General features: G+C 36.7%; 28 protein-coding genes. 11 read left to right on the forward strand and 17 right to left on the reverse strand.

Features of this window, described 5'->3' with window-relative positions:
* Nucleotides 1–11 precede the first annotated feature (11 nt).
* The 7 genes from HQN62_RS13835 (at nucleotide 12) to HQN62_RS13865 (ending at nucleotide 5,068) form a co-directional block, all read left to right on the forward strand.
* Nucleotides 12–1,085, forward strand: a complete 1,074-nt coding sequence (locus HQN62_RS13835) for a DUF932 domain-containing protein (protein ID WP_173504810.1) — start codon at nucleotides 12–14, stop codon at nucleotides 1,083–1,085.
* A 141-nt stretch (nucleotides 1,086–1,226) separates the two neighbouring features.
* Nucleotides 1,227–1,535, forward strand: a complete 309-nt coding sequence (locus tag HQN62_RS13840; protein WP_173504811.1) for a hypothetical protein — start codon at nucleotides 1,227–1,229, stop codon at nucleotides 1,533–1,535.
* 42 nt (nucleotides 1,536–1,577) lie between these two features.
* Nucleotides 1,578–2,114, forward strand: a complete 537-nt coding sequence (locus tag HQN62_RS13845; RefSeq protein WP_035717704.1) for a PRTRC system protein E — start codon at nucleotides 1,578–1,580, stop codon at nucleotides 2,112–2,114.
* 17 nt (nucleotides 2,115–2,131) lie between these two features.
* Nucleotides 2,132–2,350: a PRTRC system protein C gene (locus HQN62_RS13850; protein ID WP_024981726.1), complete on the forward strand. Its 219-nt coding sequence runs from the start codon at nucleotides 2,132–2,134 to the stop codon at nucleotides 2,348–2,350.
* Nucleotides 2,351–2,364: 14 nt separating this feature from the next.
* Complete coding sequence (locus HQN62_RS13855) at nucleotides 2,365–3,543, forward strand: hypothetical protein (RefSeq protein ID WP_483299254.1); 1,179 nt, start codon at nucleotides 2,365–2,367, stop codon at nucleotides 3,541–3,543.
* Nucleotides 3,540–4,262 (forward strand): PRTRC system protein B, encoded by a 723-nt coding sequence (locus tag HQN62_RS13860; RefSeq protein WP_173504812.1) that lies wholly within the window; start codon nucleotides 3,540–3,542, stop codon nucleotides 4,260–4,262. The genes HQN62_RS13855 and HQN62_RS13860 overlap by 4 nt, the downstream gene beginning before the upstream one ends.
* Entirely contained in the window at nucleotides 4,262–5,068 is an 807-nt protein-coding gene (locus tag HQN62_RS13865; RefSeq protein ID WP_173504813.1) for a PRTRC system ThiF family protein, read from the forward strand. Before HQN62_RS13860 ends, HQN62_RS13865 begins: the two co-directional genes overlap by 1 nt.
* Nucleotides 5,069–5,467: 399 nt before the next feature.
* On the opposite strand, the gene HQN62_RS13870 is transcribed toward HQN62_RS13865, so the two are convergent.
* The 17 genes from HQN62_RS13870 to HQN62_RS13950 form a co-directional block, all read right to left on the reverse strand.
* Nucleotides 5,468–6,712 (reverse strand): MFS transporter, encoded by a 1,245-nt coding sequence (locus HQN62_RS13870; protein ID WP_173504814.1) that lies wholly within the window; start codon nucleotides 6,710–6,712, stop codon nucleotides 5,468–5,470.
* A gap of 7 nt (nucleotides 6,713–6,719) precedes the next feature.
* Nucleotides 6,720–7,133: a DsrE family protein gene (locus HQN62_RS13875; RefSeq protein WP_217362493.1), complete on the reverse strand. Its 414-nt coding sequence runs from the start codon at nucleotides 7,131–7,133 to the stop codon at nucleotides 6,720–6,722.
* Nucleotides 7,134–7,136: 3 nt separating this feature from the next.
* Nucleotides 7,137–7,484 (reverse strand): DsrE/DsrF/TusD sulfur relay family protein, encoded by a 348-nt coding sequence (locus HQN62_RS13880; RefSeq protein WP_173504815.1) that lies wholly within the window; start codon nucleotides 7,482–7,484, stop codon nucleotides 7,137–7,139.
* Between the two features lie 20 nt (nucleotides 7,485–7,504).
* The gene (locus HQN62_RS13885) at nucleotides 7,505–8,611 is read right to left on the reverse strand and encodes an MBL fold metallo-hydrolase (RefSeq protein WP_173504816.1); all 1,107 of its coding nucleotides are present in this window, start codon (nucleotides 8,609–8,611) and stop codon (nucleotides 7,505–7,507) included.
* A 67-nt stretch (nucleotides 8,612–8,678) separates the two neighbouring features.
* Entirely contained in the window at nucleotides 8,679–9,242 is a 564-nt protein-coding gene (locus tag HQN62_RS13890) for a Crp/Fnr family transcriptional regulator (protein WP_173504817.1), read from the reverse strand.
* 242 nt (nucleotides 9,243–9,484) lie between these two features.
* Entirely contained in the window at nucleotides 9,485–9,925 is a 441-nt protein-coding gene (locus HQN62_RS13895) for a DUF3872 domain-containing protein (RefSeq protein ID WP_173504818.1), read from the reverse strand.
* A gap of 11 nt (nucleotides 9,926–9,936) precedes the next feature.
* Nucleotides 9,937–10,497: a conjugal transfer protein TraO gene (locus tag HQN62_RS13900; protein ID WP_173504819.1), complete on the reverse strand. Its 561-nt coding sequence runs from the start codon at nucleotides 10,495–10,497 to the stop codon at nucleotides 9,937–9,939.
* A gap of 27 nt (nucleotides 10,498–10,524) precedes the next feature.
* Complete coding sequence (traN, locus tag HQN62_RS13905) at nucleotides 10,525–11,418, reverse strand: conjugative transposon protein TraN (RefSeq protein WP_173504820.1); 894 nt, start codon at nucleotides 11,416–11,418, stop codon at nucleotides 10,525–10,527.
* A gap of 25 nt (nucleotides 11,419–11,443) precedes the next feature.
* Nucleotides 11,444–12,772, reverse strand: a complete 1,329-nt coding sequence (traM, locus tag HQN62_RS13910; RefSeq protein WP_173504821.1) for a conjugative transposon protein TraM — start codon at nucleotides 12,770–12,772, stop codon at nucleotides 11,444–11,446.
* Entirely contained in the window at nucleotides 12,759–13,046 is a 288-nt protein-coding gene (locus tag HQN62_RS13915; RefSeq protein WP_173504822.1) for a nitrogen regulatory IIA protein, read from the reverse strand. Before HQN62_RS13915 ends, traM begins: the two co-directional genes overlap by 14 nt.
* A 19-nt stretch (nucleotides 13,047–13,065) precedes the next feature.
* On the reverse strand, nucleotides 13,066–13,494 hold the full coding sequence (locus tag HQN62_RS13920; protein ID WP_100845075.1) for a hypothetical protein: 429 nt from the start codon (nucleotides 13,492–13,494) through the stop codon (nucleotides 13,066–13,068).
* 10 nt (nucleotides 13,495–13,504) lie between these two features.
* A complete protein-coding gene (gene traK / locus HQN62_RS13925; protein WP_173504823.1) occupies nucleotides 13,505–14,128 on the reverse strand; it encodes a conjugative transposon protein TraK in 624 nt (207 codons plus the stop codon).
* A 21-nt stretch (nucleotides 14,129–14,149) separates the two neighbouring features.
* On the reverse strand, nucleotides 14,150–15,145 hold the full coding sequence (traJ, locus tag HQN62_RS13930; RefSeq protein WP_173504824.1) for a conjugative transposon protein TraJ: 996 nt from the start codon (nucleotides 15,143–15,145) through the stop codon (nucleotides 14,150–14,152).
* A 3-nt stretch (nucleotides 15,146–15,148) separates the two neighbouring features.
* On the reverse strand, nucleotides 15,149–15,781 hold the full coding sequence (locus HQN62_RS13935; protein WP_173504825.1) for a DUF4141 domain-containing protein: 633 nt from the start codon (nucleotides 15,779–15,781) through the stop codon (nucleotides 15,149–15,151).
* Between the two features lie 34 nt (nucleotides 15,782–15,815).
* The gene (locus HQN62_RS13940) at nucleotides 15,816–18,311 is read right to left on the reverse strand and encodes a TraG family conjugative transposon ATPase (protein WP_173504826.1); all 2,496 of its coding nucleotides are present in this window, start codon (nucleotides 18,309–18,311) and stop codon (nucleotides 15,816–15,818) included.
* Nucleotides 18,308–18,637 carry a DUF4133 domain-containing protein gene (locus HQN62_RS13945; RefSeq protein ID WP_173504827.1) on the reverse strand — a complete coding sequence of 110 codons (330 nt, stop codon included), beginning with the start codon at nucleotides 18,635–18,637 and terminating at the stop codon, nucleotides 18,308–18,310. The genes HQN62_RS13940 and HQN62_RS13945 overlap by 4 nt, the downstream gene beginning before the upstream one ends.
* A gap of 11 nt (nucleotides 18,638–18,648) precedes the next feature.
* The gene (locus tag HQN62_RS13950) at nucleotides 18,649–18,954 is read right to left on the reverse strand and encodes a DUF4134 domain-containing protein (RefSeq protein ID WP_173504828.1); all 306 of its coding nucleotides are present in this window, start codon (nucleotides 18,952–18,954) and stop codon (nucleotides 18,649–18,651) included.
* Between the two features lie 194 nt (nucleotides 18,955–19,148).
* Between HQN62_RS13950 and HQN62_RS13955 the strand changes: the two genes are divergently transcribed.
* Genes HQN62_RS13955 through HQN62_RS13970 form a run of 4 tightly spaced genes read left to right on the forward strand, consistent with a single transcriptional unit; the run spans nucleotide 19,149 to nucleotide 23,861 of the window.
* Nucleotides 19,149–20,192 carry a ComEC/Rec2 family competence protein gene (locus HQN62_RS13955; protein ID WP_173504829.1) on the forward strand — a complete coding sequence of 348 codons (1,044 nt, stop codon included), beginning with the start codon at nucleotides 19,149–19,151 and terminating at the stop codon, nucleotides 20,190–20,192.
* Between the two features lie 5 nt (nucleotides 20,193–20,197).
* Nucleotides 20,198–21,292: a trypsin-like serine protease gene (locus tag HQN62_RS13960; protein ID WP_173504830.1), complete on the forward strand. Its 1,095-nt coding sequence runs from the start codon at nucleotides 20,198–20,200 to the stop codon at nucleotides 21,290–21,292.
* Nucleotides 21,285–21,740: a hypothetical protein gene (locus HQN62_RS13965; RefSeq protein WP_173504831.1), complete on the forward strand. Its 456-nt coding sequence runs from the start codon at nucleotides 21,285–21,287 to the stop codon at nucleotides 21,738–21,740. Before HQN62_RS13960 ends, HQN62_RS13965 begins: the two co-directional genes overlap by 8 nt.
* A 9-nt stretch (nucleotides 21,741–21,749) precedes the next feature.
* The gene (locus tag HQN62_RS13970) at nucleotides 21,750–23,861 is read left to right on the forward strand and encodes an AAA family ATPase (RefSeq protein WP_173504832.1); all 2,112 of its coding nucleotides are present in this window, start codon (nucleotides 21,750–21,752) and stop codon (nucleotides 23,859–23,861) included.
* The last annotated feature ends 137 nt before the right edge of the window (nucleotides 23,862–23,998 follow it).

Below are 23,998 nucleotides of genomic sequence, written 5' to 3' on the forward strand. Positions count from 1 at the left end.
ATCATTATATCATGGCACATAATATCAATTTCAACGAGAAAACAGGAAACTATTCATTCTTTAGCGTAAACCAAAAAGCGTGGCACGGCTTGGGGCAAATTGTAGAGCAATACCCAACAAGCGAAGAAGCCATAAAACACGCAGGCTTAGACTATGAAGTCATTAAAACACCCCTATATACCAAAGGTTCGGGCATTATTGAAACAGCAAACGGCATAGAAATAGGCAGTAATGAACTGCATGTTCCCAACTACTTTACCAATATCCGCACCGATAACAATGCCATATTGGGTGTGGTGGGTAAAGATTACCACATCGTACAAAACCGTGAAGCGTTCAATTTCTTTGATGTCATTGTAGGCGGTGACGAGGGTATTCTCTACGAAACCGCAGGAGCATTGGGACAAGGCGAACGCATATTCATTACAGCCAAACTGCCCGATTATATCCGTGTGGGCAATGGCGATGATGTAACAGAAAAGTACATTTTCCTAACCACTTCGCACGATGGCAGCGGAAGTATCACAGCCGCATTTACGCCTGTCCGTATCGTATGCCAAAACACCCTTAATGCTTCGCTTCGCAGTATGACAAACGTAGTGCGTATCAAACATACTTCGGGAGCAAAACAACGTATTGAGAACGCACACAAGATTATGGGATTGGCGAATACCCTAAGCACACAATTAGAGGGCATATTCAATGAATGGGCTAAGGTAAAGGTTACAGACCGAGAAGTAAAAAAGCTAATCCAATTGGCACTTTGCCCGAACAAGGAAACATTGGATTTGCTCAAAAAGGGTGCGGAAGATGAAGTTTCCACCGTGTTCAAAAATGTGGTGCAAGATGCCTTTGCGTATGCTATGACAAGTGACACCCAACAAATGGAAACTACCAAAGGTACATTGTTCGGGGCATACAATGCCGTGACAGGCTACTATCAAAATGTACGCAATTACAAAGATGATGAAGCCAAGTTACAAAGTATTGCAATGGGTGGAACGGCTCAACTCAAATCACAGAAAGCATTTGAATTATGTACTGCCTTTGCAACAGACGGAACGGAAATCTTAAACCTTAATTAAATAACCACGGGCTACCGTCTTAAATGGCGGTAGTCTTTATGAACTAAAGCTATGAATATCGGAATTATAACATATAAGGAATACGAGGTAAAAAACATAGGGCTTAATTGGAATTTCAATTTATCAGAACTGCTCCACATTATGTTGAATAACAAAGATTTTGTCCGTTTTGAAATCTTTGACCCAAACAACAACCTCTTACTGTCAACATACTATCCTAATGTTGAACAAAAGGGGGTATATATCGAAGTTGTCAAGATTAAAAAAGAGACAGAAATTACTGGAATTACGTATGATGCATTCAGAACACCATCGACTATCCGCAGGATAAAAGTACGTTGGAACGTAAACGGTAGAAGGTTCAGAACGAAGAAAGGAGCCCTTGAGTATGTCTATTGGGCAAACAGAAGAGCAACTTTGAAAATTGAGTCGTTCGTTGACCGTAGATAGTCTTAAAAAAGAGCCATGTAAAAACAATTAAATTTTAGAACGATGAACACAAATTTTTTCAATCAGATAGCGCAAATGAGCATTACAGGAGATTTGCACCTGACCATAGCAAAGGGAGCAGAAAACAACCTTATTGTATCGGTTATGCTCCAAAACGAACAATGTGGAGATAACGCAAAACAACTGATACCACCGCTTAATTTAAGGGGAACGGCAGAAGAATTGGACGAGGGATTTTTTCAGCAGATAACAACTCCTTTGCAAACTGCTTCGGGCTTAATGGTAAATATGGAAGCCTTTATGAAGCAATTGGAAGAAGCTAAAAAGCAATCAGCAATGGAGAAAGAAAAAGCCGAAAAAGAAAAGAAAGAACAGGAAACCAAAGACAAAAAGTTTAAAGATGGTATGGCAAAGGCAGACGAATTGGAAAAAGAGGAAAAGTTCCGTGAAGCGTGGATGAAAGTACCCGAAATCACCGATTACCCCGAAAAAGCGGAGGAGATACGAAAACGCAAATCGGAACTATCAGACAAGTTTTCTTCAACAGGTCTGTTTGCGACAGAGCAACCTAATGTTTAATGCAAAATCCAAGAGTTATGTTATTAGCAACACAGTTAGAACGAGTATTTATACTTAAAGATAAAGGACAGGATATTAGACTGACCGACCCAGAACCACGTTGGAGTGTGGAAGCGGTATTGAATTTTTATGCCAATACCTATCCCATACTAACCACCGCAAAAATATCTGCCCCTATTATCCGTGATGATAGGATAGAATACAAATTCGAAAGCGTAATGGGAACGAAAGGTTAAACCAAAAATCAAAAATGATGAACTATGCAACGCAATATCCTATCGGGAACTATCAGCATACCCGAACAGAAAACACAACGGCAACTGCACCGACAATTGGGCGAGTTCGCAAATTGGATGCAGAGAGCCAAAGACACAAACGAAGTACGGAAAGACAAGCAGAAATCTGTACCGATAGCTATGCTACCAATGCTTTTCTAAAGTGTATGTTTCTGCCTAAACTGAAAGCAGTGCAATCCGTACAGGCTTGTAAGAGAACTGTAAAAACGGAAAGGGATTTTTACAAGTCCCTTTCCCAACTTGCAGAGCATTACGACATTGAACCATTACAAACACAGGATTACGGCTACCCCTACAATATGGCTTTGGCTATGTGGGATACTGAAACCAAATTAAAACAAAACAATATCAATTGGGATAATTTACGTTTGGTACAGGACAGTAAGAAAATATTTTTTACGAGCGAGGAAAGATACAGCACAGGCACAACCCTGTACTATATTCCAATTGCGCCACTCTTTCAAATGCTCAATGACCCAAAGCGTAAAAAGACGGCTCAGTTGCTTGTTTCGGTTTGCAGTTATCTGTACCATATTGCCGATATACCCTATTACAGACAGGAAAACAGCTATCTGTATTGGATGTATGAAATGATGAACGATTGGGTCGAACAGGATGATTGTACAGAAGAAACGGATAGCTACATTGCAGAGATTGTAAAAGCCGAATGGATAGGCGAACGGATAGAACAAAAACTGTTCAACCGTATCAATTTACAAGTTTTTGAACAGCGTTTAAACAACTTCAAAACCCGTGACACATTCGACTTGGAATGCCAGAAAGTGGCTTGCGATGCCTTTGCCCTTTATGTACAATATCCACACGAGAGCATTTTCCGAAACGCACCAAGACCCCAAGAAGACCCCTATAATGATGAAAACGACTCCGAAACTGTTGGAATGGAAAAATACATCTCCTTTATAGCCGATACCACAGGTTGGTTGTATGAGAGACTTGCCGACAGTATTAACAATGAGTTTAACGAGTATGGAGCAATGGAAGAACCGACCATTTGCAAACGCTTTGACGCAAGTAACATAGCACAAACCAATCTTGATTTTGAGAACCGCCTGTTTGCCCTTTTGGAAGAACTATGCACACTACTGTATGATTATAAAACGACAAGAAAATGAACAACGCAAACGACATAACCGAGAGTTTTGGAACGCTTTACCACCCAAAATCCGCATTGGTTTTTTACCAAACCAAAGGAACGAATACCGATACGTACGTGGAGCATTTTGATATGGACAAAAACGGAAATCTTATCAATGCCCATCCACTAACCGTAAATGAAGCTAAAGTATTGGCGAAGGCTTTACAATCCGAAAAAGAAAAAGACAAAGCCTTTTTAAAACCAAAAGGAATTTTGCCAACCAATATACTGTATATCAATCCGAGCGAAAAAGGCTCGGTACTTTGGTACACCAAAGCACAGGAACAGCAATTATATTTTGTGAACGGCTTGGGCATATCCAACGGCAAAGCGTATGTACCGCCAATGCTTTGGCATGCCAGTAAAAACAGCCTTGCTGTATTTGCTCTTACTACTGACAGAAGACCAACAGAAAATACACCATTGTATTTTGCTCCTTTCTTCAACATTTATGAAGATGGCAAAGTATGTATGGGAACTGTAAGTATAGATATTAAAAATTCCGCTTCTGTGGAGGAATTTACAACTGCTTGGGAAAACTACTTTTTTAACAGCTATTTCAGCCATTTATTAGGAAAACAAAATCCCATAAAAGGGAATTGCGTAAGCCTTTGGAAAACACTGATTGAAACAAACGAAGCCTTTCCCAAAGATGTATTAAAAAAGAACAACAAAACCCTTAAAAATCTTTTGTGATGAATACCGAGAAACTAAAAGTACATTTTACAGATAACTATCTGATAAGCCCGACCAATCCCATTGCGGTAAATCTAATCGGTGCAGGTGGTACAGGCTCAAAGGTTTTAACCGCTTTAATGGAAATGAACCACAGCTTAATCGAATTGGGACACGCAGGCTTACGTGTCCGCCTATGGGATGATGACATTGTGACCAATGCCAATTTAGGGAGACAGCGTTTTGCTGAAAGTGAAACAGGGTTATACAAATCCGTTGCACTCATTAACCGTGCAAACCGCTTTTCAGGGACAAATTGGAAAGCCGAAACCGTAAAGTTTGAAAAGGACAGTTTGGGCAGAATTCCCGAAGAAGCACAGGCAACTATTTACATTACCTGCGTGGACAATGTACAGGCGAGGTTTGGTGTTGCTGAAATACTGAAAGAAATAAGCAACCGCAGACACCACAGGGACGAACCAAAATATTGGTTGGATTTTGGCAACAGCCAGCATACAGGACAAGTGCTACTATCTACCATAGGAAACATTCCTCAACCCAATTCGGACAAATATGAAACGGTGGCAAGCCTGCCAACGATTACGGAAGAATTTGGAGAACTATTGAAGCAGTCCGAACAGGACGACGACACGCCAAGTTGTAGTTTAGCGGAAGCACTGGAGAAACAGGAGTTGTTCATTAATTCTTCTTTAACCCAGATGGGCTGTTCACTTTTATGGAGCTTATTTCGATATGGTATGACACCGTATAGAGGATTTTTTCACAATCTGAAGGACTTTCGTACCCACCCCATAAAAGTCGCCTGAAAGCCAAAATCGGGCGGCAAAAAGACACTCCCTCCTATCGTCTGGAAAGTCTTTTTGCGCCAAATCGGTGCAGCCACTTTGCCAAAATGCCCCCACTCAAACGTCCTCACTTCACATTTTATCAAACAGGTTGCAATCTGATTTCTAAGGGATATCCATTATCCCTTTCGTTGTTTTAGGGGAATTCTTTTCTTTCCACATAAGCGACCAAAGAAAAGAAGCAAAAGAACGCCGCTTTGGACTTACTCATCCTTACTGCTTTCTTTCATGAGTTCACAAGAAAATAAAGCAGCAAATAAACCTTCTGTAATTTGTAATACTATCTGATCATTTTTAATGTATCATTAAATCTCAATGCCACATTATCCCAATTGAAATAAAGTAAACAAAGATGTGAGTTTAGAAATATTTTTTTAAAAGTCTTTTAGAAGTTATTTTACAAGACATTCTATAAATAATAATTGTTGCAGAAATAATAGTTAATACACCAATAAAACCAATTGAAAACTCAATGTTGAATATGTTTGTTAAAACACCAGTCAATATAGCACCAATAACATAACCGAAATCTCTCCAAAAGCGAAATACGCCAATACTTTTTGCCCTTTGTTCTGGATTTGTGTTTTCGGCAATACTAGATAAAAATGTTGGATATACAATTGCTGTTCCAATTCCTAATAAGACTGAAATAGTTACAAAATGAAAAATTGATGTTGAGAAAACCAAACATACTATGGCTAAACCTTGTAACAACATTCCCCAAAACAGCAAATCCCTTTTGCAATAGATATCCGAAAGTTTTCCTGTTATTAGTTGTCCTAAACCCCAAACAATTGGATAAGTAGCCGTAATTATTCCAATATTGGCAATTCCAAATCCTCGTTGTGCTAATAAAATTGGAATTATACCCCAAATCATTGCATCATTCAAATTATTTATTAATCCTGCTTGAGTAACTGAACCTAAATTTTTATTTAACCAACTTGTTTCTGTAAAAGTATTTTTTAATAGAGGAATTGTATTGTTTATTTCTGTTTCTTTTTTAACGTGTCCAGTAGTATCTTTTACAAAAAACCACGTCAATAACGTTCCAAGGATTACAATTACAATTCCAATATAAAAAGGATAAGGTCTTACTCCATAATTATCAGCTATTACACTTGTTGCATAAGCAACAAGTCCTAAAGTTCCATAGCCTGCAAATTCATTTAATCCCATTGCAAAACCTCGCTGTTTTTCGCCGACTAAATCCATTTTCATTACAACCGTACTTGACCAAGTTAATCCTTGATTTATTCCTAATAAAATATTTGCAAATAAAATCCAGTTCCAATTGTTTGCATATATGAGAATGAAAGGAACTGGAATTCCAATAATCCAACCATAAAGAAGCAATTTTTTTCTGCCAAATTTATTGGCTAATGTTCCAGCAAAATAATTGGTTATTGCTTTAAATAATCCAAATAATATGATAAATGATAAAATGATAGAGGTTGAAGAAAGATGAAATTCTTTTTCTGCAATTTCAGGCAATAATGTTCTTTCTAAACCTATCATTCCGCCTACTAATGCATTGATAAAAACCAATAACCAAAACTGTTTCCAGTTTTCTTTTAATCCTAATTTTATCTTTTCTTGGCTCATATAATTTTTAAAATGTCATTACAATTTTATTTTCACGTACAAGTTGATACAATTCTTTCATTGAAGAAAACTTACAAACTTTCGGACTATCATAATTTCTACTTTGTAAGCAAGTGCCACATCCTAAAATTGTACCTCCATTATCTAAAAAAGCATCTGTTTGTTCTTTTAAATCTTTTTCTGTTTTTACTAAATTATCTAATTCAACACCTTTTCCTAAAAGAAAAATACTTACTGTATCTCCTTGCTTTTTTGAAAAATTGGCAAAACGAATTGCATTCCAAATAGTTTCTACATCATTGGAATAAACTACAATTCCAATACTTGTTGGATTATTAGTTTTAGCAGAATTTTCGACACATTGTGCGAAACTATTGAGAGTAAATAAACTCATCAACACAAAAATAAATAGTGGTTTCATATTTTAAAAAGTTATGATTTTGTCAGCATTAATAATTAAATCGGAGTATTCAGTCATATTACTAATTTCTACGCCTTCAATTTGGTTTATATTCCCTCTTGCTTCCATACAACTTTTGCATATTTTTATTGAAGCTCCTTTACTAATTAATTCTTCTATAAGTTCTCCAGCATTATATTTTGTAGCCGATGGTTTTTGATTTTGAATAATTGAGCCAATTGAGTCAGAAAATAAAAAATAGCTTATTTGAATATCTTTTACTTGATTCAATAATTGTATGCCTGTACGAAGCCCGTTATATGATTTTTCATTAGCATAAGGCGCATCATTTAGTATGATTAGAATTTTCATTTATAATTTCGATTTTAAAGTTAAGAAATTGCACATCTGTTTGCTCCAGCTTCTAAATCAATTGGATTTATAGTACTGAAATCTCCTTTTAAATTTAATGCTACAATTTCTAAATAGTTAGTTGGAGTTGGTGGAATACGATTTAAAATAGTATCTGTAAAATCTTTTTCATTTAGTTGTAGCATTGCTACATTATTTTTTATAAAACCAATAGTTGTTTGAATAGGTTGATTGTCAAATTCAACCGGTTGACTTGTATGTGAAGGCAAAACAACACTATTTTCATCAAGTGCTAACAATGTTTGTAATGATTGATATAGATTTTTTGTTTTTTCTATTGCTTCGTCGTTATTGGCTTTTAAGTCCGGTCTTCCCACTCCATTAATGAATAAAGTATCTCCTGTTAGTAGTGCTTTTTCATCTATAAAAAAAGTAGTACTTTCTAAAGTATGTCCTGGAGATTTTAAAGACACTATCTGAATGTTTCCTAATTCAAAAAATGTATTATTATTTATCGGTTCATAGTCAAAAGTCACATTGTTTGGATGCGGAAGAAATAAAGAAACATTATTATTTTCTGCTAATTGTTTTGACCTTGAAATGTGGTCAGCGTGAATATGAGTTTCAGCAACATATTTTAGAGTAAGATTTTCTTGCTTTAAAATTTGCTCATATACTTCGATTGGAAGTGAAGCATCAACTATAATTGCTTCATTATTTGAAACTACAATATAAGAAAGACAGCCTTTTCCAGTTCGTCTTAATTGGATGATTTCAAAATTTGGAAAAGTAATTTTAGCGGTATTCCAAGACAAACTCCAACCTTTCATACCACTTTCTAAAGAATAAGCATCAAAACCTTGGTCTTGTAATATTTCAGCACCAATCAAACTTGCCTTCCCGCCTGCGCAAATTACAACAACAGGAATATGCTTTTCAAGGTGCAAACCTTGAAAAGCATATTTATCTTTTGTTTTTAATTTTTCGTAAGCATTAACGTGAATACTTTGTGGAATATGCCATTCTACTCGTTCTTGTATTGGTCTAATATCAATTATAGAAACCTCTTTACCTATTTCTAGCCAATCTCGAAGTGTTTTTGTGTCAATTGTTTTTATATGTGTCATTTTGATTTATTTTATTTTACAAAATTCGACACTTAAAAACACTAATCCTTTAACATAAGATAAATAATTACTTAATTGCTCTTATTCTACTCAAACTAACTTGGGTAATTCCTAAATAAGATGCTATATGTTTTAGAGGAACTTTTTTTAAAACATTTGGTTCTTCTAAAATCAAAGAAGTATATCTTTCCTCTGCCGTATGAAATTGAATTCCTTCAATTCTATTTACAGTATCTACATAAGCAACTTCAAATATTTTTCTAAATAATCTTTCAATTTCAGGATATGTGTCGTACAATTTAAAAAGTTGAGTAGCATTTATTGCTACGATTTCACTATCCTCTAAAATTTGTATTGCCTTTCGAGATGGCTTTCCTGTAAATAAACTTTCAACTCTTGCGATAATATTGTTTTCAAAAGCAAAGCTTTCTGTAATATCAATTCCATCTTTGTAATAATAAATCCTTGCTGTTCCTGTGTTTAGAAAATAAATAGTTTTGCAAGTATGACCAATTGTTTGTAATTCTTGATTTTTATTAATTTTTATAATAGAACATATTTCAGAAATAGCATTTTCTGCTTCTTTGGAAAGTGGATTGTATTTACTAAAGTATTGGAAAAGCAAAGTCATAATTAAATTTCTTTCAAATTTAAGAATCTAAATTCTTAAAATATCTCAATTATAATTTTATTATTAATTGCTCGTTTACTGGTGTGAGTTCTGCACTGCACATTTATTAGAATTTAATAATGCTATTTTCAAATTAATATTATTGTATCGAAAGAAATTAAAGTAAAGATTTAAAGCCTAAAAAATTGACCTGCCGTATTTCAGCAGATCAATTTAATTTATATTAATCTTCAATAATTTTATTAATCACTGCTGTTTAACTGAAAACTTAGTTGTTTCTCGTTACCAAAGTTATCCGAAATCCATACTTCAAAGGATTGAGAGACGGTGGATTTCGAAGTGTAATACAACCTAAACTCTTTTGTAGGTAATTGGTACAAATCGTTGGGCAGATATGGTGGAGCATCATAATACTGCAAAGTTCCCAGTCCGTCAAATTGAAAGTAACGAATAAAGTATTGTATGTTACTATAATTCCCTGTTGACTGTATCGTCAGCCTAATCTCCACTGTATTGCCATTAGCAATTTCTTTAGGTACGGGCATCATCTTTACCTCAAAAGGGAAATCATTTTGTATTTCCAGTTCGCCTTTGCTACAAGATGTAACAGAGCTTGTCAGGATTGCCAGCAATACATACATTGGCAGTAAGCCTATTTTGAATCTATTGAAAAATGCTGTCATAGTTTTATATTTTAGAAGTTAATCCTCAATCCCAGACCTACTGAAGTTCGGAACTGTTCCAAGTCAGTACCCCACAAAACTTTAGTACGCCCCTGAAGGATCAATACACAACGGTCGGATAGGTATGCTTCAAAAGACAGCCTTCCGCCTGTACCATAGATAAAATTGTCCTCAGTCAGTATTATTGACCCGTCATACAACTGAGCTTCGCCACGGTTAATGCTTTCATACCCCAACACACCAGTTATTCCTGCATTCAGGCTAATGTTCTTACGGGCATCACCCAGCAGAAAGAAACTGTATCCCCCTTCGGCTGTGTAGGTTTCCTGTGGTAATCGGAGGTTTTTATAGTCATCAAACTGGTGCGTATATTCCAATGCCCAAAGCTGATAATTGCCGTTTTTACCGTTTACGGTCATACCTATATTGAGGTAGTAGTTCCTGCTGGGATAGTCATTTGATAAGGTTCCAGCGTTTACTTCCAATCCTTTCTGTTTAGGCAACATTCGTTGTGCCTGTGTGATAGTAATACCCATAAAGGCAAACATCATCGTATAAATATACTTTTTCATTTTTCTGTTGTTATTTTTAATGGATTACTAAAATTTCAGGTGCATATCGTTAATCAAACGAGCCTTGATCAAATCGGAATTTTCTACTTGAAGTGTTTGATGTCTACCACCGTTTTTCTCAAAAATCTCAATCAACAACATCTTGTCATCGGCAATGGTAAACTGGTCTAATAGGAACACATTTTGTTCAGTTCTTTTTCCGTCAATCTCACTCAGTGGCCTGTAAGTGCGTAGTGGTATCATTGGCTTTTCCTGTACCACGGTTCGCTTTGCAATCTTTTTGTCCACTACCTTGAAATTGATAAAATCAATCTGGAAAGGAACATTGGTACGGTTTGCGAGTTCTGCATGGAAATAGTATTTACCATTATGGATGTAAATTCCTTTGAGAATAAACTGTATGCCGAAACTTTTCGCCCCGATATGCTTTACAATACGTTTATCGTTTTTGTAAATGGTTTCCAATAACAAACCTGCCAGAGATGGAGAATTGTTTCCCAATTCTTCAAAAAGCACATCGTTCCCGCCCGCTTTATCCACTGCCTTTTGCATTGATAGCAGGTCATAACTCAATGCCTCTGGGCATGAATTATAATGTACATTGAAGCTGTAAAAGCGGCCGTCATTGGTAATCACCGAAAAATTTGTCTCTGGTGCAAACTCTCTTATCGATGCTTTTACACGAAGTACATTTTCCGCATCTTCTGCTTTTCCTGCAATAAGGTATTCACTGCCCAGATCCACATAGCGTATAGCAGTTGGGAAAATCAGATGTGAAGTTTTGTCATAAGTAACTTCCATACAGAACGGTTCTATCTTACCTAAAGTAAGGGAACTTTTTGCACTGTCCTGTGCAAAAGAGGAAATGGCAAAGCCAATGATCAGGGCAAATGCCCACAAGGTTCTAAAATGATTTTTCATTGTTTAATTCTATTTATGTTTTACATTATTTTTTGGAGACAAGAAACAGTTGATGACCTGCCTTTAAGGTAACTTTCGGTGTCTTCACTTTTTTGGAGAAATAGCCCGAAATGCCCTGTACTACCCCACGGCTCAAATCAGCGGCAACCTGTTGCCCTGCTGATTGGGTAAGCATCAGGCTTGTACCGGATTGCTGGCTCATATTGCCTGCCATTTCGCTAAGGGCATTCATTTCGGGCGAATACGGCACATACAAACCCTGCTGGCCGTCCAGATCATAAATAGTAATATCAACCAGGATGATGTTTCCGTCCAATTCTATGGAAATAACCTTCATCTGTAAACGTCCTCCCTCAAGTTTGGCGTTAGCCGTTAAAATTGTTCCTTTGGAAATGGTACGATTAGGTGTTTGGGCCGGTTCCAATAAGCGGAGGCGTACACTGCTTTCACCGATAATGGTCTGCGTTTCCTGTACACAGGCTTTGATACTGTTTTTGGGTTGTACCACTTGCTCTAAAGCACCTGCAGTATAAAAACGGCTGTTCTTGTTTTGACTCCAATCAGCTAAAAAGACACTATCGCTAGGCTCACGGCACAAGGCAGATACGGTGTTCTTTCTTGTAGAACTGAATGCCACAAACTGCTCTTTTTGTGTAGAGGAAGAAGACTTAGAAACAGCACTATTGGCTGGTACAGCTTCTCCCGTATTTGTACCAGAAGGAAGATATTTTGCAGCCATCTGATAAGATTTCTCCATCAATGCCAATTGATTATCTACCGTTACTCCCGCAGGAACGTCTTTCTCAGCCAGTTTTTCCTTTAATTCTTCCAATTGCTTACGGAGTTCCTTCGTTTCAGAATTATCGTCCTTATAAAAAGAGCCCAATGTACTTTGCACGTTGCGGTAACTGTTCAAAGCTGGATTACTGTTTTTTCCAGATCCGTTGGCATTACTGTAGCTTTCTTCCTCTTCAGGCAGCTCCTCTCCCGTCTCTCCTTTTCCGTCTTCATTCCAGTAATCAGAAAGAGATGTGAGATCGTTCCGTTTTTCCTGATTCTTACGTTCCAGCATTTCCTCTTCATATGCCTTACCCTTATCGTCAGGCATTCCTGCACCCGTAGCCTGTGGCACGACCTCGTTCAGTCCGATTTTCTCGATTTCCTTTTTCTCGGAAGACGGTTTAAAGATCAGGTACATACAGCCTACAAATACGACTCCCATTAAACCAAATATCAGCGGCTTTTTTAGCCTTTGGACTTTATCCTGTGTACTGTATTGCAGTACCTCATCGGTTGCTGCTGGGTTCCCTTCCGTTACCCGAACGACCGTTTTTTTGTTCTCATTTTCTTTCATAAATCTTATTTTTTAAAATTGTTGATAATGTATCCTGCAAGAGTGCAGGACTTTCATTTTTTTTGTGGATGGGGTTCTCGATATGCTCAATGCCTATATCGTTACGGGACTTTGAAGTTTCATACCATACTTTGCCAATGACCCCCGCAGTAAGTAACAGATAACCCACAAAGAAGCACAGCATACATTGATGCTGTTTTTGTATTGGCAATACCCGCCAACGTTCATCCAGCTTGTCAAAGTACCTTTCCATAGTTGCTCTTAATTTTTTCATAGCCTTCTAATTTCTTTTGTTATAGCTTGAAACGCTTTGGACTTTTTTCTGCCTCTTGCTTCGGTTCTTCACTAACCAAAGAGATTGAAGCAATCGCTTTGGGTACGGATAGTATAGAAAGGTCTGTCAGAGCTGATTTTTTCATCAGTTGTCCGAAGCCATCTTTTTTTGCTACCTCCATTCTGTTGAGAGAGAATTTGCCGTTCAGGTATTTTACCCACATACTGCATTCTACACGAGGCTTATCTTCTCCTGACCATTGCAGATAGCTTGTCAGCAACAATTCCAGTTTAGGCAAATTGTCGGCACCCTTTTGGCAACTTTCGAGGTATTCACAGATACTGTCTTTTAGCTTTCCGGGATACGCTCCCTGAGTGTGGAAATAACCGCTATATCCTTTTTCGGTAAGGGTTATAGCGAAAGTGTTTAAATCTGAAAATGTTTCCATACGATTATTTTTAGCGTTCGATAACTTCAATGTCCTTGTTTTCGACCACTGAAAATTTTTCTATATTGAAGCCCTGCGGGTTATTGTCCGAACGGACGGAATTGACCAGATAGCAGGAAGTAATCAGATTACGTTTGGTCACATTGCTGGAACGGATGATGAACTGTTTCGCATAGGTGCGGACCGCATAGGGATAGGTGTCAAAATTGCAGACCACACTATCCACTTCGATACGCTGCTGCACATTACCTGATATAATACGGTTGTAATATCCCTTTTCCGAAAGGTCTTTGTAATAATCAAAGGCACTTTTATCGGCAAGATTAAACGCCCGTCTCATATTACTTTCGATAGCATTCTTATCGGGAGCCAGCGTAAAGAACAGTTCGTGAAAACGTCTTACATGTTCCCTTGCTTCGACAGGACGGTTGATAGATGCATCCTGTGCAAGTGCTAGCATCAGCGATTTTCCATTGTCCAGTACATAAATTTTCTGCCGTTGTTGCTCCGCAAAATGATAGGACTGCCATATGGTATATCCTGCCACTCCTGTGCAGAGTATAGCAAAAACGATAGCGTACAATCTTATCTGCCTGAAACTGTTTTCGATATTTCTTAGCGTTTTAAATTCCATTTTCTTGAATAATTAATTGTTTTATTTGCTCATTAGCCTGCCGCCGATATTTCCTATTGCTGAACCGGCTCCCGCTCCTGCAAGGTTTCCTGCTTTCTTTCCATAGCTCTCTATTTGCTTCATATAGTTTCCAGCCCCGCCGGCCTGAATAATCCAGCCTGTTACGGTCGGAATGGTGAAGTACCCCACTATGCCAATGATCATAAAAATCACATACACAGTATTTGAGGTGTCGGGAATGAATGTCGGATCAGCAAGCATTTCGATATCTCTTTCTATAATGAGGGATTGTATCTTGGCAAGCATAGAGCTGAACAGGTCTGCTACTGGCAACCATAAATACACGCTGATGTATCTGGTAAGCCATTGCGTGAGCGTGGATTGAAAACCATCCCAGACCGATATGGCAAAGGCAATTGGTCCGAGTATAGACAATACAATCAGAAAGAAAGTGCGTATCGTGTCAATCACCAGAGCTGCTGCCTGAAATAGGATTTCCAGCAATTCCCTGAACCAGTTTTTTACAGACTGCTCAATGCTGTACATTCCTCTTTCCATATACATTCCTGACATAGTAACTAAATCAGATGGCGACCAGCCCAATTCTTCCAGCTTTTTATCGAACTCTTCGTTAGATACCAAATAGGCGTTTTCAGGATTTCGAAGCATAGCTTCCCGTTCCAACAAATCCTTTTTTGTCTGTAGGTCGTTCAGGTCAAGCACCTGATTTTCGAGGATGGCATGCATCCCTTGCACTATCGGACTAAGGATTGCATTGATTGTTCCAAGTACCATAGTAGGGAAAAACATGATGCAAAGACCCAAAGCAAAAGGACGTAGTAAAGGATACACATCTATCGGCTCTGCCCGGCTTAGTGCCTGCCACACCTTTATAGCTATATAGAATAAGGCGCCCAAGCCAGCCACTCCTTTAGCCACTGCCGCCATATCGGCGGACAGTGGAAGCATCTCATCATACAAGGAGCGCAGAACCTCGTGAAGATTATCAAATTCCATAGCTTACCAGTATTTTTGGTTAGCGGTTCCGTAGAGTTCAAGTACTCTTTTGCTATTGTTCTGCTTTTTTGCCCTAACAAAACTTACTGAGATATTTTTGTTCGTGTAATAGCGTACAAGGCTGTGGTATTCCTTAATTTCTTTGTATACACGGTCAATAATATCCATACGTTCTTTGTCATTCAAAGACAAGCTGGAAGAACTTACGATCTGTTTGAGTTCTTTCAGCAGTTCGGTACTTTCGTTAAGCAGTGCTGCATAACCATTGGCAATAGCAATTAATTCTTGGGCAGAAAAATTGGGATCGTTCATCATTTTTCCAAAATTCTGCACATACATTTCTGACACATCACCAACCAGCAGTACTGTTTGCTGTACCTTGCGTGCATCTTTGACTAGATTATTTACAGCTTGTAGCTTGTCGTAGTATTCTTTGCCCTGTTTATATACCTTTTCCACTTCCTTGAAATTTTTGACAACATTGGATACCGTGTTTGAAGTCTGTACAATTTCATTGGCACTGTTAAGAATACCTGAAGCCAGGTTTGCAGGATCGGTAACCACCCATTGGGCTTTTGCGGATGGTGATACAGCCAGCATTAGTACTGTCAACACCATGAATAGTATTTTTTTCATTGCTCTTTGATTTTAAAATGATTAATAATTTGTTTTACTTTTCTCTTCTTTGCAGGGCTATTCGCTTGATAGCCTGCTCTACATTTCCATCCAGTTCACCAGTAAGCCGCATCACTTCCATTTTTTCCGTTTCCTCGGTGGTATAGGCGAGATATTCTTCAACGGAAACTTCTGTGGCATATACCGCCGAATGGGTTCCACCCAAGCCAATCCACACTTCCTTATAAAGCCGTGACGGGTCATTGTTCATGTTGATGGAAAGTACCTGTGCCTTCTCCTTATCCGTAAGTCCGAGCATAGCCTGTATGTCATCAAACTTGTTCATGTACTTGCGCTGGTCGAGCAGGATTTTACAATCGGAATTGTTGATAATACTTTCCTTCACAATGGGCGACTGGATGATGTCATCTACTTCCTGTGTCACTACTATAGCTTCACCGAAAAACTTCCTAACCGTTTTGAAGAGGTACTTTATATATTCAGCCATTCCCTCTTTGGCTATAGCTTTCCAAGCCTCTTCAATCAGTATGAGTTTGCGGATACCTTTGAGTCTTCTCATCTTGTTAATGAACACCTCCATGATGATGATGGTCACGATTGGGAAGAGGATTTTGTGGTCTTTGATTGCATCAATTTCAAACACAATGAAGCGTTTGGAAAGCAGATCTAACTGTTTATCGGAATTGAGCAGGTAATCGTATTCGCCTCCTTTGTAATAAGGTTCCAGTACGTTCAGGAAGTTGGCAATATCAAAGTCTTTTTCCCGAACCTGTTTTTCTTCCAATACCTTACGGTAATCGCCCTGAACATATTCATAGAATCCATTGAAAGAAGGATAGGTATCATCCTGCTTGATGCGTTCGATATAACCGCTTACTGCATTGGACAATGCTACTTCTTCGGAGCGGGTCGGCGGCTCATCATCGCGCTTCCATAAGGTCACTATCAGGGTTTTTATGCTTTCTCTTTTTTCGATATCAAAAATGCCGTCATCGGTATAGAAAGGATTAAAGGCAATGGGATTGTCTTCAGTGTAAGTGAAGTAAACCCCATCTTCTCCTTTGGTTTTTCCTTTGATAAGTTCACATAATCCCTGATAAGAGTTACCTGTATCAACAAGCAGGACGTGCGCGCCTTGCTCATAGTATTGCCTGACCATGTGGTTGGTAAAGAAAGATTTACCGCTTCCCGAAGGTCCCAATATAAACTTGTTCCGGTTCGTGATAATACCACGCTTCATTGGCAAATCGGAAATATCCAGATGGATTGGCTTTCCGGTCAGACGGTCTGCCATCTTGATCCCAAATGGCGATGGCGAATTGTGATAGTTGGTTTCTTCAGTGAATAAGCATAAAGCAGGCTCAATGAACGTATAAAAGCTTTCTTCACTTGGAAAATCGCCAGCATTTCCCGGCATTCCTGCCCAGTAGAGCGTAGCTACATCGGTGGTATTATGACGGGGCTTGCATTCCATAAGTGCCAAAGCACTACCGCAGTCGTTCTTTAACTGTTTAAATTCACTCGGGTCATCCGACCAAGCCATGATGTTGAAGTGTGCCCTGATGGAGGATAGCCCAAAACTGTGTGCTTCGTTCAAGTATCGCTCTATCCATTCTTTATTGATCTGGTTGGCACGGCTGTAACGAGCCAATGAATGCATATTCCTTGCAGACTTCTCAAACTTTTGCAGATTGTCTTCACTGTTATCCAAAAACAGATATTGGTTGTAGATGTGATTGCAGTTTAGCAACAAGCCCACTGGAGCAGCAAACGACAAACGGCAGTCGCTCCGGTCGGTAGATAGTTTTTCGTAACGAGTATCTGCTGATACTGCCGAAGGTAGGTCGTCTGTATCGGATAAGGTATGCAGGCACAATCTTTTGTTGCCAACACGTACTTCCTCAGCTCCCAATCCGATGTCCTGCATTGGTGTCCCGACCTCCCTCGACAGCTTTAGATACTGTTCCAATAACCCCTGTTTTTCATCCGTACCAATGACATCCTCTTCTGTAAGACGTCGCAAACCGATAAATCCGCTGTCATTTGCAATACGTTCAAATTGTCCAACGGCTTCCATGAAACGATGGATCACTTCCTTGTCCCTGATTTCTTTTGGTATAAGAGCACCTTTGCAAAGCGATGAAAAATTGCTCTGCATTCGCATTCTTTCCTTAGTTGTCTTGGTTAGGAACAGGTAGCAGTAATGATTAAGAAAAGGACGTTCATTAAAATGCTGCTGATAAGATTTACCCAAAAAACTCAAACTATCATCCGCAATGTCGGGCGCATAGTTTTCCTTGATGTACCAGTCCTGTTTATGGACAACTGTATAATCGGGCAACGTCTTGATTGCTTTGTGCCAAGCGGAATGAATAGCTTCATATTCAGCAGAAGCCACCGTGAACAGTTCCGGCAAACGTACTTCAAAACAAGCGGTAATGTCTGCATCCTTTGATAGAATACAATTGTTTTCTACCGCAAGTAAGGGAAACTTATTTTCCAGTGTTGTGGTTTTGGCTACATTTCTCATAAGCCATTCGATTTAGAAGTGAACTTTAAATAGCGGTGTAACGGCTTGCGACAGATGATGTATCGTGGGTGTCTTTTTCTTGCCCCAATTTTCATCAGCCCGTGTTCCCCATATTTTTTGTTCAATGAAAAGGTCTGCCATACAATCAGCGAAGCACCGCCTGATCCAAGCAACAGGCAGATGTAAGAATTTACGCCAGCCATATACATTATCATTACAAGGGTCAGTGTACCAAGCAGTCCGCCTGCGAAAATGAACAAGTATTGTGCTTTCAACCCCTTAAATTCTACTGTTCTTCCGATGCCTTTATTAATATTGTAATTCATAAGGCAAGGGATTAAAGGAAGAATGAACGTAAAATGGTAGCGGCTACGATTAAGAAGATACACGCACCAAACCAGCTTGCTGCAGTCTTGCTTGTATCGGGATCTCCGCTACTGAACTTACCGTACACTTTAACCCCTCCAATGAGACCTACCACGGCTCCAATAGCGTAGATGAGTTGTGTGGCAGGATCGAAATAGGACGTAACCATTTGTGTGGCTTCGGTGATACCAGCTGAACCGTCTCCCTGTGCCAACACACTGAAGCCTGACAGTATTACCATTGTTGCCAGCAGGATTTTTTTACTTTGTTTTTCCATGATTTTAACACTTTAAATTGTTACTGTTTTTCCACTCCTTGTGGACTTTCGGGGCAAAGATGCTATTGAAATTGAGGAGTTATAACAAAGTAGCAGTCAAAGGAATTGTTTGGCGGTAATTGGCTGTTAAAACTTTGAAATATGTTATATTAGCTGTTTTATATTTTAGACTAACTTAAGCTCTGTTGACCTGAATGAAAAGAAATAGTACAGAATTTGCCATATTACCCGCATTTCACGGAGATTGTATTCTTATTAAAACATATGATATCAATAATGATGAATTTATTATTCTTATTGATGGAGGTACTGCTCAAACTTTTAGATATACCCTTAAGGCAGAGTTAAAAGATGTTAACCGTATAGATTTACTTATACTCACCCACATTGACTCAGATCATATAGCTGGTTTAATTAGCTTATTTAAAAGTAGTCTTATAGATAATATTGTGATTGATGAAATTTGGATGAATCATCCAGAAATTGTAGAAATTAATAATGATGAATTGATAAGTACTAAACAAGGTGATTCTTTAAAAGAATTAATTCTTTTAAAGAATCCAGATGTAAAACTTATTGAAATAACTACGCTTGATAAGTCAATAATTAAAAGTGGGGTTGAGTTTATTATATTATCTCCGACTCCACAAATTAAAGAAGAATTATATAGACAATGGCAATTAGCCAATTTGCCAAAAACTAATAATGACAATGTAAATATCTCTTCTCAAAAAGAAGTTTATTCCAATTCATTAGAAGATTTAAGTAAAATACCATTCTCCCCAGATAAAAATATTAATAACGACATTTTTAATTCTTCTTCAATCTCTTTTGTTCTGAAATGCTTAGATGTTTCTATTCTTTTATTAGCAGATTCTAGATCGGAAATTATAACTGAGAGTTTAAGGTTAAATTGTTTTAACGAAACTAAACCATTAGAAGTTGACTATGTAAAAGTTTCTCACCACGGCAGTTTAAACAATACTTCACAGGAACAACTTGGCTTGATACAGTCTAATAATTTTATAATATCTACGAATGGAGGAACAGCTGATCATAAACACCCTTCAAGAGAAACTATTGCTCGGATAGTTTATAATTCTCAAAGAAAAGATGAGGTATTAACTATTTATTTCAATTATAAGATTGATGATATAAAAGAAAGGATTGGTGATTTTATAAATGATACAGATTTTGAAGAAGGAAATTGGAATGCAATAAATAAAAATTGGTTTTAGAAAAAATGACATATAATCTAGCGGAAAAATATTGCGTTCGAATAAAAAGCAATGGGAATACAGGCAGTGGGGTATTATTACCCGGTAAAGAATCATTTTATGTTTTAACGGCAGCACATTGCTTGGGGAAAAGTATGCCTGACGTAAGTGACATTGTTATCGAAAAACAAAATGATTACACATCAGAATTTAGAGCAATAACCAGTGTTGAAATTAAGGAATTTAATACAGAACATGATTTTGCGCTTATAGAAATCGATTTTGATAATGAAGAAAAATTGCTCTATCAATATAAATTAGGTCGAGGAGTGTTATCTGAAAACGAGATAAAATTTTGTGGTTATCAAGGCGTTAATATTAATCAATATCGTCCTTTTACCGGTAAAGTTCTATCTGTAAGTGATGATGTAGGTTGTTTTAAAGTTACTTTGGTAGGAGAAACATTTGATCAAGGAGGAGAAGATGGACATTATTTGGCTAAAGGACTTTCAGGTAGCGGAGTATTTATCTATAGGCACAATTCACCGTTCCTTATTGGAATACTTAATTCTGTTATTACCGATAAAGCTTGGAATGATGATATTGATTGTTGTTCTATAAAACATATTGAACAGTATATATCAGAATATGTGGACTTATCAGACTTTGAAAATTTAAAACGATGGAACGAAAATCTGGAAAAAGAGCGAACTGACAGAGAGATTGAAGCCTTTAAAAAAGAGAACAGTGATTTTTTTGAAAAACTCTATCGTAAAAATAATGTGCTATACCCAGAAATAGCCAAAGCCAATTCTGTAACGGCTAAACAAATAAGAAAGTTTTTGGCTATGAAAGATAATGTCAGAACAATTGAAAATGATTATCCCATACTTTATTCAAATTTTAAAAATATTGTAAAACGATTTGTTGACCAAGTTGAAGATGACTATTCGAGGAGTGTTAATCAGAATAGTGAAGCAATTAATCTAAAAATGGAATTACAAAACCAATTGAAAAGTGAATTCGAAGTTTTACCAAATTTCACAAATTTAGACCTTTCAGAATATCAAATTATTGAATGGTTAGGAATATGCACTTTAAATTTTACTACTAATGATTGATATTAAACTAGATCAGAAACCAATCTCAATATCAATAAGATATAATGGTTATTATAAAGTTGTTTTACTATTAGGTATAATTAAACATTGCGGGTATGGTAAAAAAGCTAGCTTAGAATTAATACATATTGTTTTCTGGAGTTTACGTAATGATAATAATTATCAAGTTTTACTTGATATATCTAATCAAGTACGAAAAAATTTAATCCCATGGACTTTTGAGCATGGGATAGATGAGGTTTTAGCTTTAGGTTTGATTAATGGATATATTGAACGGGTTATGGTTGGTCAAACACTTGAAATCAAAATAACTGAAAAAGGGAACAATATCATTAATTCAATAAATCAGTTCGAGCTTTTTCAAGATGAGTTACAAAAAATAAAAAATCTTGGAATAATCCCCAAGTCAAGATTGACATCTGCAAACCAAAATTGGAAATTATTATAGAAGATATATATGTTTAAGATAAATAAGTTAAAAGCAGAAATCCTATCTGATAAAAGCGAAAATATTACAGATTTATACGGATTTGAGTTTCAATTTGAAAGCGGTTTGAACATTATCGCAGGTCCAAATTCTAGAGGAAAAACAACAATTAATACTTGTATTTATTATGCTTTAGGTATGGAGGAGCTACTCGGTGCTCACAATGAAAAAGCGTTAGATAAGGCGTTAAAAGAAGAGTTTACCATTAAACCAAGCCAAGAGGAAGAGGGTATAAATTATAAGGTACAGTCATCAAAAATTCTATTAGAAATAGAAAATGACAATAATGAAATAGTCTTCCTAGAAAGATACATTACAACAGATACAGAGGATGTAAAAACCTCTAATATCACTGTATATAACTCATCTTTGAGTTCTATAGATAACGAAAATGATACGCCTCATAAAGCTGTATATTTTGTTAATTCTAGAGGAAACAATGAAGATATAAATGGATTTTATAATTGGTTAAGTAGTTTTATGAATTTAGAACTTCCTATGGTAAGTAATAATTCTCGAACAGATAATTATAGTCCTCTCTATCTTCAAACAATATTTTCGGCTTTATTTATTGAACAAACCAAAGGTTGGTCTGACTTTTTTGCTACGATGCCTTTTTTCGGAATTACTAAAGCAAAAGAAAAAATAGTTGAGTTTCTATTAGGTCTAAATGAAATTAGACTTTCTACGGAAAAGGATGTTCTAAATAAAGAAAAAAATCTAATAACTGATGATTGGAAAAGAAAAATAAAAGCTTTCTCTTACTTAGAAAAGCAGACAAGCTCAACAATAGTAAATGTTCCGCAAGAATTGACAACGGACAAATCAGAGATTGATAAAATAAATGTTGTTTTTTCTACTTCGGAAGAAGAAAAAGTTACTTTTAGTCAATTTATGAATGAAAAAATGGAAATGATTAAAGAATTAGAAAATAGACCCATTTCTACTATAAAAGAAAACCGTGAGCAAACAATTTTAGAATTTACTAAACAAAAACAAGAGTACTCTGACCTTAAAGAGTATATTGAAAAATTTGAAGATAAACTCCGTATTGATAAACAACAGGATTTCACCTTAAAAAACCAATTGGGCATTGTAGAAGCTGAGATTAAAGATCATATAAATTTACAGAAAGTTTTTAGTGAAAATATCATTAATAAAAATGGTACGAATCAATGTCCAACTTGCACGCAACCAGTTTCAACAAATCTAATTAACACAAGAAATATAAGTATTCCACAACTTACACTTGATGAAAATACTAACTTTTTGAGAAGCCAAAAAAAGATAATACAAACCTCTATTAAAAGTTTAATTGAAACAATTGGCGAAAAAGAGGTACTTCTTAACTATTTTAAAAATAACCTACGTCAAAAAGAAACACTAATCAAATCAATTTCTAAAGACTTGATTTCAGATGATAGAGCCTTTTCTGAATCGGAAATTGTAAAAAAACTTCAACTTGAAAGAGAGATTGAAAAATTGGAAGATCTTAAGGGTTCTATTTCCGATTTAAAAGCTGAATTGGAAGCATTGGCTAATCAGTATCACAACAATAATATTCAGATAAATGCTTTAGGAGAATCTGAAGTAGAAGATGAAAATAAACTAAGCAGCTTTGAAACAAAATATAAAAATTTCCTTTTCGGATTTGGATACGAAAGTAATGAGAAATATCAAATAACTATTAATAGGAAAGAGCCCTTCAAATATTTTCCAGTGTATAAAAATCATAGAAATGATAGTGTTCCTCAATCCATAAGAATAAACTCTTCTGCTTCTGATTTTGTTCGTAATATTTGGGCTTATACCTTAGCTTTATTACAGAATGGAATTAATCATCCTGGTATTATTATGTTTGATGAACCTGGTCAACATCGAACAAATTTAAGTAGTTTAAAAGCTTTATTCAAAACCTGTTCGGAAATCGAAGAAAGGCAAACAATAATTTTTACTTCGATTGATAAGAAGCTAAATGATGATGAAGATATTGATCTGGATTTGCTAATAGAAGACTTGGAAAGTGATAAATATCAACTTATACGATTGGATAATCTGCATAAAGTTATTAGAAAATTATAATTAAAAAAAGTGATATTGGGGAGTTTGCTCACGCAAACTCCCCAATATCAAACCCCTCCAAATCATTATTCCGCAAAGTAGAAGAACTGGCTTCTATTTCAGAAGAAAGACTACCATCCAAAAGCTCGGCTATTTTA

This window comes from Flavobacterium sp. M31R6 (genome assembly GCF_013284035.1).
GTDB lineage: Bacteria > Bacteroidota > Bacteroidia > Flavobacteriales > Flavobacteriaceae > Flavobacterium.

Coding starts and splice junctions, on each gene's coding strand:
- HQN62_RS13835 (WP_173504810.1), top strand. CDS start 12: ATGGCACATAATATCAATTTCAACGAGAAAACAGGAAACTATTCATTC.
- HQN62_RS13840 (WP_173504811.1), top strand. CDS start 1,227: ATGTTGAATAACAAAGATTTTGTCCGTTTTGAAATCTTTGACCCAAAC.
- HQN62_RS13845 (WP_035717704.1), top strand. CDS start 1,578: ATGAACACAAATTTTTTCAATCAGATAGCGCAAATGAGCATTACAGGA.
- HQN62_RS13850 (WP_024981726.1), top strand. CDS start 2,132: ATGTTATTAGCAACACAGTTAGAACGAGTATTTATACTTAAAGATAAA.
- HQN62_RS13855 (WP_483299254.1), top strand. CDS start 2,365: ATGATGAACTATGCAACGCAATATCCTATCGGGAACTATCAGCATACC.
- HQN62_RS13860 (WP_173504812.1), top strand. CDS start 3,540: ATGAACAACGCAAACGACATAACCGAGAGTTTTGGAACGCTTTACCAC.
- HQN62_RS13865 (WP_173504813.1), top strand. CDS start 4,262: ATGAATACCGAGAAACTAAAAGTACATTTTACAGATAACTATCTGATA.
- HQN62_RS13870 (WP_173504814.1), bottom strand. CDS start 6,712: ATGAGCCAAGAAAAGATAAAATTAGGATTAAAAGAAAACTGGAAACAG.
- HQN62_RS13875 (WP_217362493.1), bottom strand. CDS start 7,133: ATGAAACCACTATTTATTTTTGTGTTGATGAGTTTATTTACTCTCAAT.
- HQN62_RS13880 (WP_173504815.1), bottom strand. CDS start 7,484: ATGAAAATTCTAATCATACTAAATGATGCGCCTTATGCTAATGAAAAA.
- HQN62_RS13885 (WP_173504816.1), bottom strand. CDS start 8,611: ATGACACATATAAAAACAATTGACACAAAAACACTTCGAGATTGGCTA.
- HQN62_RS13890 (WP_173504817.1), bottom strand. CDS start 9,242: ATGACTTTGCTTTTCCAATACTTTAGTAAATACAATCCACTTTCCAAA.
- HQN62_RS13895 (WP_173504818.1), bottom strand. CDS start 9,925: ATGACAGCATTTTTCAATAGATTCAAAATAGGCTTACTGCCAATGTAT.
- HQN62_RS13900 (WP_173504819.1), bottom strand. CDS start 10,497: ATGAAAAAGTATATTTATACGATGATGTTTGCCTTTATGGGTATTACT.
- traN (WP_173504820.1), bottom strand. CDS start 11,418: ATGAAAAATCATTTTAGAACCTTGTGGGCATTTGCCCTGATCATTGGC.
- traM (WP_173504821.1), bottom strand. CDS start 12,772: ATGAAAGAAAATGAGAACAAAAAAACGGTCGTTCGGGTAACGGAAGGG.
- HQN62_RS13915 (WP_173504822.1), bottom strand. CDS start 13,046: ATGAAAAAATTAAGAGCAACTATGGAAAGGTACTTTGACAAGCTGGAT.
- HQN62_RS13920 (WP_100845075.1), bottom strand. CDS start 13,494: ATGGAAACATTTTCAGATTTAAACACTTTCGCTATAACCCTTACCGAA.
- traK (WP_173504823.1), bottom strand. CDS start 14,128: ATGGAATTTAAAACGCTAAGAAATATCGAAAACAGTTTCAGGCAGATA.
- traJ (WP_173504824.1), bottom strand. CDS start 15,145: ATGGAATTTGATAATCTTCACGAGGTTCTGCGCTCCTTGTATGATGAG.
- HQN62_RS13935 (WP_173504825.1), bottom strand. CDS start 15,781: ATGAAAAAAATACTATTCATGGTGTTGACAGTACTAATGCTGGCTGTA.
- HQN62_RS13940 (WP_173504826.1), bottom strand. CDS start 18,311: ATGAGAAATGTAGCCAAAACCACAACACTGGAAAATAAGTTTCCCTTA.
- HQN62_RS13945 (WP_173504827.1), bottom strand. CDS start 18,637: ATGAATTACAATATTAATAAAGGCATCGGAAGAACAGTAGAATTTAAG.
- HQN62_RS13950 (WP_173504828.1), bottom strand. CDS start 18,954: ATGGAAAAACAAAGTAAAAAAATCCTGCTGGCAACAATGGTAATACTG.
- HQN62_RS13955 (WP_173504829.1), top strand. CDS start 19,149: ATGAAAAGAAATAGTACAGAATTTGCCATATTACCCGCATTTCACGGA.
- HQN62_RS13960 (WP_173504830.1), top strand. CDS start 20,198: ATGACATATAATCTAGCGGAAAAATATTGCGTTCGAATAAAAAGCAAT.
- HQN62_RS13965 (WP_173504831.1), top strand. CDS start 21,285: ATGATTGATATTAAACTAGATCAGAAACCAATCTCAATATCAATAAGA.
- HQN62_RS13970 (WP_173504832.1), top strand. CDS start 21,750: ATGTTTAAGATAAATAAGTTAAAAGCAGAAATCCTATCTGATAAAAGC.